The sequence below is a fragment of the Neotamlana nanhaiensis genome (assembly GCF_000943555.1).
GTDB classification, from domain to species: domain Bacteria; phylum Bacteroidota; class Bacteroidia; order Flavobacteriales; family Flavobacteriaceae; genus Neotamlana; species Neotamlana nanhaiensis.
The window spans coordinates 783,349-798,865 of record NZ_JTDV01000001.1; the positions used below are offsets into that span (position 1 = coordinate 783,349).

Sequence of the window (15,517 nt, forward strand, 5' to 3'; positions counted from 1 at the left end):
ATAGACAATTTAATCATTAATATGGATGGAAGTCACATTCGCACGCTTAATAATATGAAATTCCAAAATAATCGAATTTGATAACAAACAAATACAATAAGTACCAGTTATTCTCACTTAATTAAAGAACTTGGGGCATAACCAAACTGCTTTTTAAAACAACGGCTAAAGTAAAAAGGATCGTTAAAACCAACCATATCGGCGACTTCATTTACATTGTAATTTTTTGTTTTTAAAAGTTTAGCCGACTTTTTTAAACGAAGCGTTCTAATAAATTCATTAGGAGGCATATCGGTGAGTTGTGTAATTTTCCTGTAGAGTTTTGAGGTACTCATAGCCAATTCGGTACAAAGGAAATTGGTATTCAACTCTGGGTTATTAATGTTGTTTTCTATTAATTCTTGAATTTTAGAAATTAAATCGATGTCTATTTGAGAGTGTGCGAGTGAAATAATATCGCTCTCTACCTCTTCTGAGAATTTTTGTTTTAAATCGAAATGAATTTTTATGATACTATCGATTCTTGTTTTTAGCAACGACGGATCGAATGGCTTTGTTAAATAATCATCAACCCCAATTTTATAGCCTTTTACCTTATTTTCGTTATCACCCAGTGCGGTAAGTAATATAACTGCCGTATGACTGATATTTTCATCGGCTTTTAAGGCTTCAAGAAACTGAAAACCATCCATTTCTGGCATCATCACATCTACAACGCACAATACAGGTTTTATTTTTTTACATATTTCTAAACCTTGTTTACCTGTTTCGGCTTCATACACTTTGTAAAACCCAGATAAATAATCAACTATATATTTTCTGAGTTCACTGTTATCATCTACTACCAGAATTTTTTGCTTAATATCGGTATTGGTTGTTGTTCGCTTTACTTCCTCTAATTCTTTTATAGGCGTATATTGATTATTTTTAACAATAGTCTCGATATTCTCGGTTTTTGGAATAAAACTTAAACGCTCATCTTTAGTAAAAGCATTTTTATCTATGGGTAATTCTATAGTAAAAACACTTCCTTGGTTTGGCTCACTATCTACTTTTATGATGCCTTTGTGTATTTCTACCAACGCCTTTACAAAAGACAACCCAATACCTGTTCCTGTGGTGATAGATTTACTGTTTTGCGCCTGATAAAACCTTGAAAAAATTTTGTCTTTACTCTCTGGCGGTACACCAATACCATCGTCACTTACCTCAATTAAAAGCATTTTACGCTCACCTTCTTTCAAGCCTATAAAAACATCGACATTACCATAATTATTGGTGAATTTTAAAGCATTCGATATTAAATTATTCAATATTTTATTAAACTTATCTATATCTAGCCATCCTGCTATAACCTCTTCTTCGGCATTAAAATTGAAATTGATATTTTTGGTTTCGGCTAGTATGGTAAATGACTCAAAAATTTTGCGGGCTACTTTTAAAATTTCAGTTTTGGATACTTGCAATTTTAACTCTCCAGTTTCGGCTTTTCTAAAATCTAATATTTCATTTACTAACAATAATAATCTATTCGCATTCTGATAAATTAAACTTACCCTACTTCGCTCGTAGCTTGTTGCTTTTTGCTCTAACAACTGTTTTACAGGACCTAAAATAAGGGTTAACGGCGTTCGTAATTCATGAGAAATATTGGTGAACAAGGTTAATTTTTCGTTGTTTATTTTCTCGTCGCGCTCCCGGTTTACACGTTCTAGAAGTAATTCTTGTTTTAACTTTAAACGCAATTGCAGTTGCCTTCTTATAAAATAAAATGCGATTGCCAGTATTACAGCTATTAAAACCAAACCTTTATAAGACAACCAAAATGGAGGTAAAACAGCAATACTGTAAACGGCTTCGTTACTCCAAACACCATCGTTGTTCGATGCCTTTAACTTAAACTCGTAATTTCCAGAACTTAAATTGGTGTACTGTACGGTGCGCGAAGCGCTGGTAGCTTCAATCCAGTTATCGTCGAATCCTTCGAGTTTATACTTAAACTTGTTTAATCTTTCGTTGATAAATGATGGCGACGAAAACTGAATTGAAAAATTGCGGTTTTTATAATCTAAAGTGACTTCTCTATTTATGTTAATATTTTTCTCGAAGGGTACTTGACCGTTTACTACCGCTCCAGGTACAATTTCTTTATTCTGAACCTTAAATTCGGTTATAAATGGCTTTGGGGCATAATTATTTTCTTTAATCCTGTCTGGATAAAAAGATATGATACCGTATTTGCCTCCGATTAAAATTTGAGAATTATCTACCTTATAAAACCCTCTAGAACTAAAAACATCTAAGCGCGTACCGCTTGTTATATTGTAGCTATTTACTTTTTTGCTAACCGTATTGAACCTCGCAATACTGTTATTATTTATATTTAACCAAATGTTATCTCCTGTACCTTGAACTAAATCTGTAATCCATTTTCCGCTTAACTCATTTGGTTCGGATATTAATTCGAAAACATCTTTTATAGCGTTATACATTAATAATCCGTTTCGGGTTGCTGCCCAAACATTAGCATTAGCATCAACTAGAATATCACTTAAATTATCTTCTGGAAGTCCATTTTTATTGTGATAATCGTGTGTGTAGATTTTAATTTCTTTCGTTTGTAAATTGTATTTTACGATACCTTCTTCAGCTGAAATCCATAATACATTGCCCGATTTTTTAAAGTTATTCACTTCAAAATCTTCTATAAGTCGTTCGTGATTAGCAAGCGGTAGTAAGGTTTGAGTATCTAAAAAAGTAATACCTTCACCAAACGACCCTACAATTAAACCATGATCGCCGTAAGTAGAAAAGGCCGAAATAGCTTCTTTTTTAAAACCGATATCAATTACTTTGGAAGTGTTTTTTTCATAATTATAAACCAACAGTTTACCATTCCATAAGCCGCAATAAAACACCTTTCCATCAACGGAATAAATACTAGAAATATCCTGTTTGGTATTGTACAAAGGTTTGTAACTATTATTGTTAGAAACAAACAGACCGTTATGCCATGTGGCAACAATAACCTTATTATCGTAGGTTTTAGCAAAGCCTCTAATTCGAGGTATTTGATTTTCTGTATATAAGATTAAATCTTTATTTAAATGAAACTGATTTTCGTACGGATCGTATTTATCTAAGCCGTCTTCGGTTCCAATCCACAACACACCTGAAGCATCAAAATAAAGCACCGAAATTAAATTATCGGCTAACGAGGTGCTTTCTGTTAACACGGAATAATGCCACTGAAACTCATTTTTTTCTAAATCTTCTATTTGATTGCATACTAAAAGTCCACCTAAAGTACCTATCCAATATTTACCTTCTGGACTTAGTGCAATTGATAAAAAGTAAGGACCAACTTTTTCTCTTAAAACCTTATTTTCTATTTGAATGATTTCGAAGCTGTTTGTGGCTTTATTTAGTTTGTATATACCTTCGCGTGTGCCAACAAAAATATCAGACTTTACATCTTCATAGATAAAATTAACATAAGGATTAATCTCGTTTGTATTAGGGATATCTAATGTAAACTTTACCAAACCAGTTACATGTCCTTGGTTATTTAAAGATAGTTTTGCTACCGATGCCGTTTGGTAGCTACCCACCCAAATATTACCTTTTTTATCTTCAAATATTTCTTTTATATAATTAAAACCCGGCAACTCAACTTTGGTAAACACATTTTGTTCTGGATAAAATCGATACAAGCCTGAGTTCTTGGTACCCACCCAAATACTTTTAAAATGATCTATATAAATTGACCGGATTTCTTCATCTGGTAAACTATTAGGATCATTTTTTTGACTTAAAAAGGTTTTAAAAGTTCGGGTTTCTAAATCTAAACAGGTTAAGCCTTGTCGCGTTCCAATCCATAACGTATTTCGTTCCTTATCTAACTTTAAGACCGTAATATCGTTGTTATTGATTGTGGTATTTAAATTTCCGTTAGAATTTGTTAAATATGATTTAAACTGATAGCCATCAAAACGATTTAAGCCGTAAAACGTACCAAACCACAAAAAACCCTGTTCGTCTTGTACAATGTGTCTAACGGAGTTATGAGACAGCCCATCTTTACTATTATAATGCTGAAATTTTAAATTTTGTGCACTACCTAGAAACGTAATCACCATGCAGAATATAACAGTAAATTGTTTAATCATATAAAATAAATGCTTTATGCCTTTCCTCCTATTTCTTGTAATAAATAAATAGATTATTAAAACGTCTTACTTACTTTTTAAAATTACAGCACCATTGGAGCGTATTTTTAATTTGACCATACCGTTTACAACAATTTATTAATCTGTACTTTACAAATATAATTTTGAGGTTATTACAGCAGAATTTACAAGAAAAAATTCTAGTTTTTCTTGTTAGTTTTTCTACTTCTATTCAATCTCTAAACTGCTGAAAATACTAAATTTTCAGTTTTAAAAAGGCTAAGGACTATATTTTAATATAAATTCGTTTTTTATTTAACCACCAACCTAAACTCCAACACACTAACATGAAGAGGATTGCTGTAAAAAAAGCGCCAAAACTTCCTGGAAAAATATTTTGTACAACAACCTCGCTAAACCACTCGAAAGCGTCTTGTGTTGGTGTTACAGGTATTAATCGTAAGGTGATGTAAAACAACTCGGAAAACAAATAAATGAATAAAGGATTTTTTCCGAAAATATTGAAAAATTCAACTCCAAACTTAATTTGCTTGATTTCGATTACATAAATTAAAACCGCCATAATGGATAAATCGAGACCAATGGTATACAATGCGAACGGACTTGTCCATAACTTTTTACTCATAGGAAAAATAAGTTCCCACCACAGTGCTAAAGCAGTAACTAAAAAACCACTTAAAAATAGTATTGAAATACCTTCAAACGTTTTTCCTGCTTTCTGAATATATTTACCGGCAAAATACCCCGCAATAACATTTACAATAGATGGTAATGTGCTTAATATGCCTTCAGGATCAAAAGGAATACTGTCTTTTTGATAAATATGATTGTTTCCTAAAAGGAATAAATCAAGTTTTGCTATGGCGTTAGTTGCCATGTTTAATTGCGCACCAGGTTCTCCAAAAACATAAAGTATAACCCAGTACAACAATAAAATTGCGACTGAAATAATAGCTACAATTTTTTCTTTTAAATAATACACCAAAACACTGGTTGCAAAATAACATAATGCAATGCGTTGTAAAACGCCCATTACGCGTGTTTCTCCAATAGGTTTTAGTTCTATGCCTCCATCAACGCCCGCTCTAAAAAATGGAAACCAGTACATTAAAAACCCGAATAAGAAGATTAAGAATGTTCGCTTTATTATCTTTTTCCAAAATACATTTGATGGCGCCGTTTTCATTTTACCCATGGAAAAACTCAGCGCATTTCCCATTGCAAAAAGAAATGACGGAAAAACCAAATCGGCAAGGGTAAACCCAAACCAACTGGCATGCACCAAGTACGGATACAATTTTGCTCCTGTACCTGGTGTGTTTACAATAATCATTAAACATATGGTTAGCCCACGAAAAACATCTAATGATAAAAATCTGTTGGAATTTTGTGCCATATTAATAATTGTATTGTATTGGTTTCATTTTTTGAGTTATCGGTTCAATTTTAGCTCGGTATTTTTCATACAACTGTTTTGCAACCTCGTTAGGATTACCTGAAGCTTCCAAAGGATAATCTTTTCGAGACGTTACCCAATGCCATTCCCATTGTTTTATACTTTCATCAAATTGCGTTTGATTAAAATTTTGCCAATTGGTAGTTACTTCTGCAAAAAATTGTTCCCATCTTGGTTTGTAAAAATCGGTTAACAATCCACTCCATTGACGATTGCTATATTCGTGTAACGGATTGTTAGCGTCGCCCCAAAGTGTAATTAAATCTCTTGCATTTTGCTCGTAAACGGCTTTTTCTTTTGGTGTTATGCCCCAACTTCTGGCATCGGCAATCCATGGCCCTAATAAAAAGTCTTTTCGAGTGGCCAAGAGCTTATCTATATCATCTATCAATTCTAAAAACTCGGCACTTAAACTATTAAAAGCTGTTTTGTTATTTGCGTTGTATGCAGTTGCTATTTCTTGTTGTAAAGGCAACGCATAGTTTGCTAATACTTGTCGGGTTACATCAACCAAATCGTATTGAAAACCATCGGCATTTTTACATTCGGGAATGGCTTTTATAAATAAATCCCAAGCAGGTAATAAAGCTTCAGGTTTGTAGTTGAGTTTGGTTCGTGCCCATCGGCGATAACCTTCAAAAGTTGGACGTGCAACAATTATTGATTCGGCACCATCTCGAATGATTTGTCCGTTATAAACTGTTTTGGTAAGAATATCCCAAGCATTTAAAATGGATTCGTTGTAGGTTCCGTAACGGTTAATGGTATATTTTTTAAGCCATTCGCTGGTATTAATTGGAGTATCGTGCCAAGTGTTTTCGGTCATTAATTCATAAAGAACTGGGTTTTGCTCGATAGATTCCATGGTTAAACCAATGCCCTTTAATTTACCCGAATTAGGATCTTTCAATGCTTTTGCAGGTTCGTTTGCCACAGTATCAATACGTCCAAACATACTAATATTACCACCAAAACTGTGTAGCATATTCCAAATCCATTGTTTGCCATAAAAGGCCTCTGTGCGTTTCCAAATAGGTTCTATTTCGGCAGCTAAATCTAGAATTATCATTTTATCATCAGGTACAGCATTAAGCAACCCCTTTATTTGTGGAGCTTCCCAAAACTCGCGATGACTGTAAAACAACCACCCTTGCATTACCCAAACGGCATCTTCATCGGCAGCAATCATACCTTCATAAATTCTGCTGCTTAATTCTCCAAGGTATTCAGGATTGTTTGATGGTGGTGTGTTTTCATTAAACGTATCAGCAGAATACAAATGATCGGTTCCGTAAATTTCTTCTTGTACTTCCAGAAACTTCTTCCCTATTTCTGCAAATAATGGATCTTCAGAATCTAAGATATAAGTATCATCAAAAGCATTTCCCCAATTGGTTTGTTTGAGTTTTGCGTTAGGAAAGTGTTTTTTAAAAGATGCTGGTACGTGCCCAGTAAAAGCAGGCAATACGGTTTTCATGCCTAATTCACGTTCGCGCTTCACTATTTTTAGCTGTAAGTCGCGGTGTGTTTCTTTCCAGTTTTGAGATAACGGACCGCCCCAACCATCTAAATTCCCCATCCAAAACCATGAAAAATAAGCTGGACCGGAGAAGAAATCGGATAAATCCTCATCTGTAAATCCGTACGATTTGTAAACCTCATCCCAAATATACTCTTCGCCCGTAATGGCTAATGGCATGTTAATACCGTGCAACGCCATCCAGTCAATTTCTTTTTCCCAACGCTCCCAATCCCACCAACTCATGGTGTAATTAAATGTACAATAGTTTAAATAATAGCGGTATTGGTAAGGCGATTTTTTATGAATAGGTTTTATCACTTTTGGAAGCGTTTCTGGCAGATTTAGGTTTGTACCATTCCATGTGATTTGGCTGTTGGTGAATTCATTCAAGTAGTAATATAAAGCCGAACCTATGGAAACGCCGTTGTTACCTTTAAGAAGAATTTTATCTTTTTTTGAAGCTATTTCGAACCAATCGTTGGCCATGGAGGAATCGATCTCAACGATAAATTGCGAGGCATGATTAGGCACAATGCGCTTTATTAAAGCGTTTTCGGGGGTATTACTATTAGGTTTTTCTATTTCAGTCTTGCAAGAAATAGCCAGAACAAACAGAAAAATTAACCCTAATTTATTTTTTAAGTTATTCATTATTAAATTATAATTGGTTTTTGATTAAATCGAATTTTTAAATATCCGAAATATATTTTATTAATTAATTTGATGGTCTCTGTAGTTTTTAAAATTACCATAGATATTCGTTTGGGAATGGGACATTTTAATTTTGTTAGTAAAAAATAGGCAGAAATTATATCACTGCCTATCAAGGAAAATGTTAACTAAACAAACTCAAAATAAACTATAAGCTTATTCAAAAAATTAACTTCATTTACAATGGACTTTGAGTTATTGTTCCATTAATATTACCTATCTCTACTTGCGGTATTGGTCTTAATCTATTTACTTCGGTAAGTGCATTATTCATTGCGGCATGTGGATTGTACATTAATTCGTATTCTACCAATTTACTGGTGCGTTTTAAATCCATCCAACGATTAACTTCACCTACAAGTTCTCTTGCGTGTTCGTCTAAAATAAAATCAAGATCTACATCTGTTGGAACTACGGGAGTTGTAAGTCCCGCACGTGAGCGTAAGGCTGTTAATCTTGCAGCGGCATCTGTGACATTTGTATCCATAAAATACGCTTCGGCAGCAATTATATAGACTTCTCCACTTCTTGACATAACCATATCACGTGTGCCTTGTGCGCGCTCATCGGTGAATGCAAATGGCGCCGAAGGATCATCAAACTTGGTAAACATGGGGTAATGTACTGTGGTTATCCCATCATTTGTAAAATAAGTATCCAGATTTATAACTTTATATGGTACTGCAGCTATTTCGGCATCCGTCCAAGTAGTCTTTGGAAAATACACAGCCGTATCACCTACAACTCTATTTACGGTTTGCCCATTGTTGTTCCTTTAATAAGCACATCGACACCTGGTAATGGCATATTTTTATCGTCTGTAACAACGCCTCGAACCTGCTGTTGCGCCCAAGACATGGCCGAAAAAATAATGCTATAACAAGCAATAACTGTTTAATTTTTTTCATGTGTATAGTTTTTGAAATTAGTTAGGTAGCTAAATTACTTGTATCAACCTTTTTTTAGGATGGATTATTTATTCAAAAACCTATACTATTAATCCATACTTCATCTTCGTTTGTAACAGTAAAGACTTCAATCTTAATTAAATAAAAAATACAGGATGTTGATTAAAAATTACAGGGCGATAAGAAGCTATGGGCAATAATTTTGCAACCACAGACTAAACCATTAACCATAGCCTAAATTTAAAACCTATGATTACCTTAAGCGCTCTAGATTATTTATTCATAATCATTTTTTTCTCGATGACTTTAGGTATTGGTATTTGGGTCTCTAAAAAATCTGGAGCCAACTCATCAGAATTCTTTTTATCTGGAAGAAACATGCCTTGGTGGTTACTTGGTGTTTCTATGGTTGCCACAACCTTCTCTACCGACACGCCTAATTTGGTAACCGATATTGTAAGAACTCATGGCGTTTCTGGAAACTGGTCTTGGTGGGCTTTTTTACTCACCGGATTGTTAACCGTTTTTATTTACGCAAAACTTTGGCGAAAATCGAATGTTAATACCGATTTAGAATTTTACGAATTACGCTACGGCGGAAAACCTGCCGCGTTTTTACGAAAATTTAGAGCCATATATCTGGGTGTAATTTTTAATATTATAACCATGTCTGCCGTAACATTAGCCGCAATAAAAATAGGTGGTATTATGTTAGATTTACAGCCTTGGGAAACTGTAGTTTACGCAGGCGCAATTACAGTTGCTTTTAGCGCTTTAGGTGGTTTTAAAGGTGTTGTTTACACCGATTTCATTCTCTTTTTTGTTGCTATGGGTGGTGCGATTGGTGCTGCTTATTATTTAGTAAATCTCCCCGAAGTTGGCGGTGTTACTGCGCTTATTTCTAATGACAATGTGATAAGCAAATTAGATATTATTCCCGATTTACAGAATACCGAAGCGTTAATTACACTTTTAATCATTCCGTTAGCCGTACAATGGTGGAGCTCTTGGTATCCTGGTGCCGAACCTGGTGGTGGCGGTTATATTGCGCAACGTATGCTAGCTGCTAAGGATGAAAATCATGCGATGGGTGCTACATTTTTTTTTAATATTATGCATTATGCTTTACGCCCGTGGCCTTGGATATTAGTTGCTCTTGCTTCTTTGGTAATATTTCCCGATTTAAAAAGTATACAAGAGGCTTTTCCTAACATCGCCACAAACAAACTTGGACACGATTTGGCCTATTCTGCAATGCTTACAAAACTCCCTAGTGGTTTGTTAGGCTTAGTATTAGCCTCATTAATCGCCGCATACATGAGCACCATTTCAACACAGCTCAATTGGGGATCGTCTTATATTGTTTACGATTTTTATAAACAACAAATAAACCCAAATGCTTCAGAAAAACACTTAGTTGCCGTTGGTAGATTATCTACAGTTATTTTAATGGTATTTAGTGCCTTATTAGCTTTATGCCTTCAAAATGCACTACAATTATTTGAATTACTATTGGTTTTTGGCGCCGGAACAGGCTTAATTTTTATACTTCGCTGGTTTTGGTGGCGCATTAATGCTTGGAGCGAAATTAGCGCCATGTTTGCCTCAGGAGTTATTTCAATTCTACTAAAGCTAACACCGTTAGGTGCTATTTTATTCGCAACTGATACGGGATTGTTTCCTAGTTACGTGCAATATCCTTTTGTTGTTGTTATAACCACCTTGATTTGGTTAGCCGTTACCTTTTTAACTCAACCAGAACACGAACGTGTATTGATAACGTTTTACGATAAAATTCAACCTGGTGGCCCTGGATGGAAACAAATTAAACATAAAACTCAACTCAAAGACTCCAACACCACATCGAACGTACCATCTGGAATTCTAGCTATGATATTAGGCTGTCTCTTAATTTATAGCATTATGTTTGCAACAGGTTATTGGATTTATGGAAAAACATTACAAGCAAGTATCATTAGCATAGTGGCTTTAGTTTCTGGTTTACTGCTAATTAAAATCTGGAAAAAAATAAAAACTAACATACTTTAAGATAAACTAGTATTAAATAACACATTATGATTAAAAATAGTACCGATAAAGCTACTGGTTTCGAAAAACGATTCGAAAATGTAAACACCGTAGTTTTTAACGATTCGGCATCTGCATCTAAGTCGGTTGCAAAAGCTATTGCCAAATGCATTCAAAAAAAACAGTACGAAAACAAACCTTGTATTTTAGGTTTAGCTACGGGATCTACACCAAAAGGCGTTTATGCTGAATTAGTACGTTTACATCAAGAAGAAGATTTAAGTTTTAAAAATGTAATAAGCTTTAATTTGGATGAGTACTATCCTATGGCACCAAATTCGGTGAATAGCTACGTGTATTTTATGAATGAATTATTATTTAAACATGTTGATATTCTTCCTGAAAACACTCATATTCCAGATGGCACCTTATCTAAAGAAAACATCTCTGATTATTGCAGTAATTACGAGCAAAAAATTGAAGATTTAGGTGGTATCGATTTGCAAATTTTAGGAATTGGCGGTAACGGTCATATTGGTTTTAATGAATCTGGATCGTTACAAAACTCAAAGACCCGATTGGTTGCGCTAGACCATACCACACGTTTAGCTGCTAGTAAGGATTTTGGCGGATTAGATAAAACGCCACGTACCGCAATTACCTTGGGCGTTAAAAAAATTATGGAAGCAAAATCTGTAATTTTAATGGCTTGGGGCGAAGGAAAATCGAATATCATAAAAGCATCGGTAGAAGGTGTTGTTACCAACCAAGTACCTGCTTCTTTTTTACAAGAACACAGAGATGCTACCTTTGTTCTAGATAAAAGTGCTGCATCTAAGCTTACCAGAATAAATACACCTTGGTTAGTAGAAAAGGTGGAATGGACAGATAAAATGACTCGAAAAGCTGTTCTAGGTTTAGCACTAAGCCTAAACAAGCCTATTTTAATGCTTACAGATGCCGATTATATTGAAAACGGCATGAGCGACTTACTTGCAGATTTTGGTCCTGCTTACGATATTAATATTTCCATATTTAACAAAGTACAGCAAACTATTACGGGTTGGCCTGGTGGAAAACCCAATGCCGACGACAGTAAGCGCCCTGAACGTGCCGAACCTGCTAGAAAACGCGTGCTAATTTTTAGTCCACATCCAGATGATGATATTATAAGCATGGGAGGCACTTTTAAACGATTACAAGAACAAGGTCACGATGTTCATGTGGCTTATCAAACCTCTGGAAACATTGCAGTAGCCGATGATGAGGCGCTTCGTTTTGCCGCTTTTGTTCGCGATTACAACGAAAAATTCAGTATTAAAAATTCCGATGCGCATGCTATTTACGATAAAGCCTTTCATTTTTTAAAAGCAAAAAAGGATAGCGAAATTGATATTCCTGAAGTGAGAAACATCAAAGGATTAATTCGAAAAGGTGAAGCACGAGCCACCGCTCATTTTGTTGGCTTACCCGATGAAAAAATTCATTTTATGGAACTGCCTTTTTACGAAACGGGTACTATTGAAAAGAAACCCATTGGTGAAGATGACATAAAAATTACCATGGATCTTATTGAAGCTATAAAACCTCATCAAATTTATGCAGCAGGCGATTTGGCGGATCCTCACGGAACGCATAAAGTTTGTTTAGACGCCATTTTTGAAGCTATAAAACGCTTGAAAGAACAACCATTTATGGAAGACTGTTGGGTTTGGTTATACCGTGGCGCATGGCAAGAATGGGGTATTGATGAAATTGAAATGGCAGTACCTATGAGTCCTGGTCAAGTTCTTGAAAAACGACATGGTATTTTTAAACATCAGTCGCAAAAAGACGGTGTAGTTTTTCAAGGTACCGATAGTAGAGAATTTTGGCAACGTGCCGAAGACCGAAATAAAGAAACCGCAGCATTATATCATCAATTAGGCTTAGCGCATTATGCTGCCATGGAAGCCTTTGTAAGATGGAAATTCTAAACAAATAAATAAATGTTAACATTAAAAAATGTGCTTTACTTGCCGTAACAATACCTAAAAGCAATTTGTATCAGGTATTCTAACTCCCAATAAAATATAATGGTAATTAACGATAATTGCGTTATCTATTTGTAAAACAATTCCATGATGACCAATAGACAATATCATGGAAATGTTATCCATTTTATCGTATATTCGTTTTCATGCCTGAACTGCGTTTAGCAGTTCGTTGGCAATAATTTAAAAAGTCATAATCAATATCTTAATATTTTAAACGCACGAAGTACTTCTCTGTAAATCTATATAGAAAAATGCTTAATTGTCCTATAGAGGAAGGTATGTCTAGAGAGGATTTTATGGATTTTTCAACACCTATTATCTCTCTAGATCATTTGCAAGTGGTATCGGCGGAAGAGTTCTTAGCCTTACATGAAGTACTAGCCGAAACCCTTGGCGTAAGCCAACAGACCGTATCCAAGATTGAACAATCTTAACATTTTGAGGATGAGAAACTGGAACAAGTCGCCAAAGGTTTGGGCGTAACCAAAGAAGGAATTGAGAATTTTTCTGAGGAAAATGTTTTTAATATTATTGGAAATACTGTAACCAATCATGATAATTCATCATTATTTTCATATCAACCAACATTCAATCCTCTTGATAAATTGATTGAAGCTCATGAAGAAAACAAAAAACTTTACGAACGCCTTTTACAAGCAGAAAAAGATAAAATCAATTATTTAGAAAAACTTCTAAAAAAATAACCAATTCACTAATTTATAGATTCCGTGTAGGGTATCAATTATAAATACAACCCTTGTTAATAGTGGTCTTTATATTCACCTATATAGTTGTATTGGTGACAGTTGTTTTTATCATTTTTTTTGACTAGCAAATTAGAATATAAGAAATTTATTATATTTTGTGATATGGCAAATTAGAACTAATTTTCCAAAGACTAAGCAATAGCACTCCTGAAAAGGAGAGCTTTTCTTTCAAATTAATTTGCTCTAATGTTCCTTTAACCTTAGCTAATTAATTTTTCCTTCAATTTTCTCATATCATCACTTACCTTTCTTTCTATGACTTTGGCATAAATCTGCGTTGTAGATATTCGTGAGTGTCCCAATAGTTTTGATACTGTTTCTATGAGCATACCATTGCTTAACGTAACCGTTGTGGCAAAGATATGCCTTCCAATATGGAAGGTAAGGTTCTTTCTTATTTTACAGACATCTGCTATTTCCTTAAGATAAGAATTCAACTTTTGGCTAGATATTTTCGGAAAAACCTGTTTACTTTCTTTGTTTGGTTTGGTTTTATAGTTTTCCATAATCTCTAAGGCTTGTGGTAATAACGGTATTCTAATAGGCTTGCTTGTTTTTTCTCTTTTGTGGTTTATCCAGAGTTTCCCATCAATTCCTATGGCCATATTGTCGTCAGTAAGACTTATAATATCATATAAATAAGACTGATATAACAGGTGAATACAAAAAGACCTTTTACCAATTGAAGCCTTCCCATACTAAATTGCTTCAATTCTATTGCCTGTAATTCATCCAAGGTCAAAAAACCCCTTTCCGTCTTTTCGAAGTGTACCCTAAAGTTTATAAACGGGTCTTTATCAAGCCAACCAAGTTTCACGGAGAGGTTTATTAGTTTTCTTAGGTGTTCTATATATTTCATCACCGTATAGTTGCCCATAGGCTTTTGATGGTCTTCTGGAGTGTGAGCTCTTAGGTATTTCTCAAACTTGATAATGAAATTATAATCCAACTCTTTTAAATACATATCCGAAGTTTTGTAGTGCTTCAACATGAACTTAGTAACGTACTTTTGTGTGGTTTAGTAGTTCTTCTGAGTACCCCTTTTGAGCTTATTCTTCATGTCTTCATTATGGCAGTCTATAATTTCCAGAACTGAACGATTCTGTTTGTCCACACCTAGGTATCTTGCCTTTACTGCCTTTGAGGTAATAAGCTTTCCTTCCAATTTCAAATCTTGATAACATTTGAAGATACTCATTTTTACCGCTTCCAAATAATTATTGAGCATTCTTGCATTTTGGATCGTTCCTTTTGACCTTCCCCTATTGGCGTCCCAATCATTTAATGGCATCTTTCTTTTTAAACTTATGATGGAAGTTTGCCATTTACGGTAATCCTTGCATAAATCGCGGCCTGATTGTTTGTTGAACGGGCGTAATCCGCCCAGAATAGGATACTGAAGGTTGTTGTCGTTTTCATGTTTTCGTCTTTTTTGTTGATACTTATTTATTACCAGACGAAAGCCAAATCACTTTAAAGATACATTTATTATTTCAACCATTAGATGAATTTTAACAATTCGGTCAACACATTATCCAATTTCTTTTTGTTATCCGATTTGTTGACTTTTTTAACAGTATTTTTAAATCTTTATGACACTGATAAAAACGCAAAAAACCTGAAAATCATACGATTAACAGGTTTTTGTTCTTGATTTATATATCAATTTGTCGGGGTGGCAGGATTCGAACCTGCGACCTCCGCGTCCCAAACGCGGCGCGATAACCGGGCTACGCTACACCCCGATTGTGGTTATCTATTTTGCGGAGAGACCGGGACTCGAACCCGGGCAACACTTACGCGTTGACAGATTAGCAATCTGCTCCATTACCACTCTGGCACCTCTCCTATTCTTATTTTAAGAACATCGCAATAAATTTGCGGTTGCAAATGTAACTT

10 protein-coding genes, 2 tRNA genes and 1 pseudogene are annotated in these 15,517 nt (G+C 34.7%); 3 read left to right on the forward strand and 10 right to left on the reverse strand.

The window, feature by feature from the left end; genetic code table 11:
- Positions 1-113: 113 nt before the first annotated feature.
- The 5 genes from PK35_RS02975 to PK35_RS17805 form a co-directional block, all read right to left on the reverse strand.
- The gene (locus PK35_RS02975; RefSeq protein ID WP_044625123.1) at positions 114-4,169 is read right to left on the reverse strand and encodes a hybrid sensor histidine kinase/response regulator transcription factor; all 4,056 of its coding nucleotides are present in this window, start codon (positions 4,167-4,169) and stop codon (positions 114-116) included.
- A gap of 286 nt (positions 4,170-4,455) precedes the next feature.
- Positions 4,456-5,523 carry an acyltransferase family protein gene (locus PK35_RS02980; protein ID WP_238320862.1) on the reverse strand — a complete coding sequence of 356 codons (1,068 nt, stop codon included), beginning with the start codon at positions 5,521-5,523 and terminating at the stop codon, positions 4,456-4,458.
- Positions 5,524-5,587: 64 nt separating this feature from the next.
- Positions 5,588-7,819, reverse strand: coding sequence for an alpha-N-acetylglucosaminidase (locus PK35_RS02985; RefSeq protein WP_052825820.1), 2,232 nt, complete (start codon positions 7,817-7,819; stop codon positions 5,588-5,590).
- A 238-nt stretch (positions 7,820-8,057) separates the two neighbouring features.
- Positions 8,058-8,606 carry a RagB/SusD family nutrient uptake outer membrane protein gene (locus PK35_RS02990; protein ID WP_082048501.1) on the reverse strand — a complete coding sequence of 183 codons (549 nt, stop codon included), beginning with the start codon at positions 8,604-8,606 and terminating at the stop codon, positions 8,058-8,060.
- Positions 8,607-8,629: 23 nt separating this feature from the next.
- Positions 8,630-8,737, reverse strand: a complete 108-nt coding sequence (locus PK35_RS17805; RefSeq protein WP_238320863.1) for a carboxypeptidase-like regulatory domain-containing protein — start codon at positions 8,735-8,737, stop codon at positions 8,630-8,632.
- Positions 8,738-9,036: 299 nt separating this feature from the next.
- Here PK35_RS17805 and PK35_RS02995 point away from each other — a divergent pair, with 299 nt between their 5' ends.
- From PK35_RS02995 to PK35_RS03005, 3 genes and pseudogenes are all read left to right on the forward strand, one after another.
- The gene (locus PK35_RS02995; RefSeq protein WP_044625125.1) at positions 9,037-10,836 is read left to right on the forward strand and encodes a sodium:solute symporter family protein; all 1,800 of its coding nucleotides are present in this window, start codon (positions 9,037-9,039) and stop codon (positions 10,834-10,836) included.
- A gap of 26 nt (positions 10,837-10,862) precedes the next feature.
- A complete protein-coding gene (gene nagB / locus PK35_RS03000) occupies positions 10,863-12,791 on the forward strand; it encodes a glucosamine-6-phosphate deaminase (protein WP_044625126.1) in 1,929 nt (642 codons plus the stop codon).
- A gap of 431 nt (positions 12,792-13,222) precedes the next feature.
- Positions 13,223-13,555 (forward strand): annotated as a pseudogene (locus PK35_RS03005) (helix-turn-helix domain-containing protein); the annotation flags it as partial.
- 263 nt (positions 13,556-13,818) lie between these two features.
- On the opposite strand, the gene PK35_RS17810 reads toward PK35_RS03005, so the two are convergent.
- The 5 genes from PK35_RS17810 to PK35_RS03020 form a co-directional block, all read right to left on the reverse strand.
- A complete protein-coding gene (locus PK35_RS17810) occupies positions 13,819-14,223 on the reverse strand; it encodes a site-specific integrase (RefSeq protein ID WP_238320864.1) in 405 nt (134 codons plus the stop codon).
- 17 nt (positions 14,224-14,240) lie between these two features.
- The gene (locus tag PK35_RS17815; RefSeq protein ID WP_238320865.1) at positions 14,241-14,582 is read right to left on the reverse strand and encodes a phage integrase SAM-like domain-containing protein; all 342 of its coding nucleotides are present in this window, start codon (positions 14,580-14,582) and stop codon (positions 14,241-14,243) included.
- A gap of 54 nt (positions 14,583-14,636) precedes the next feature.
- Positions 14,637-14,909: a hypothetical protein gene (locus PK35_RS17820; protein WP_238320866.1), complete on the reverse strand. Its 273-nt coding sequence runs from the start codon at positions 14,907-14,909 to the stop codon at positions 14,637-14,639.
- A 379-nt stretch (positions 14,910-15,288) separates the two neighbouring features.
- Positions 15,289-15,363: transfer RNA gene (locus PK35_RS03015), tRNA-Pro, on the reverse strand.
- A gap of 19 nt (positions 15,364-15,382) precedes the next feature.
- Positions 15,383-15,466 (reverse strand) — tRNA-Ser (locus tag PK35_RS03020).
- Positions 15,467-15,517: the final 51 nt, after the last annotated feature.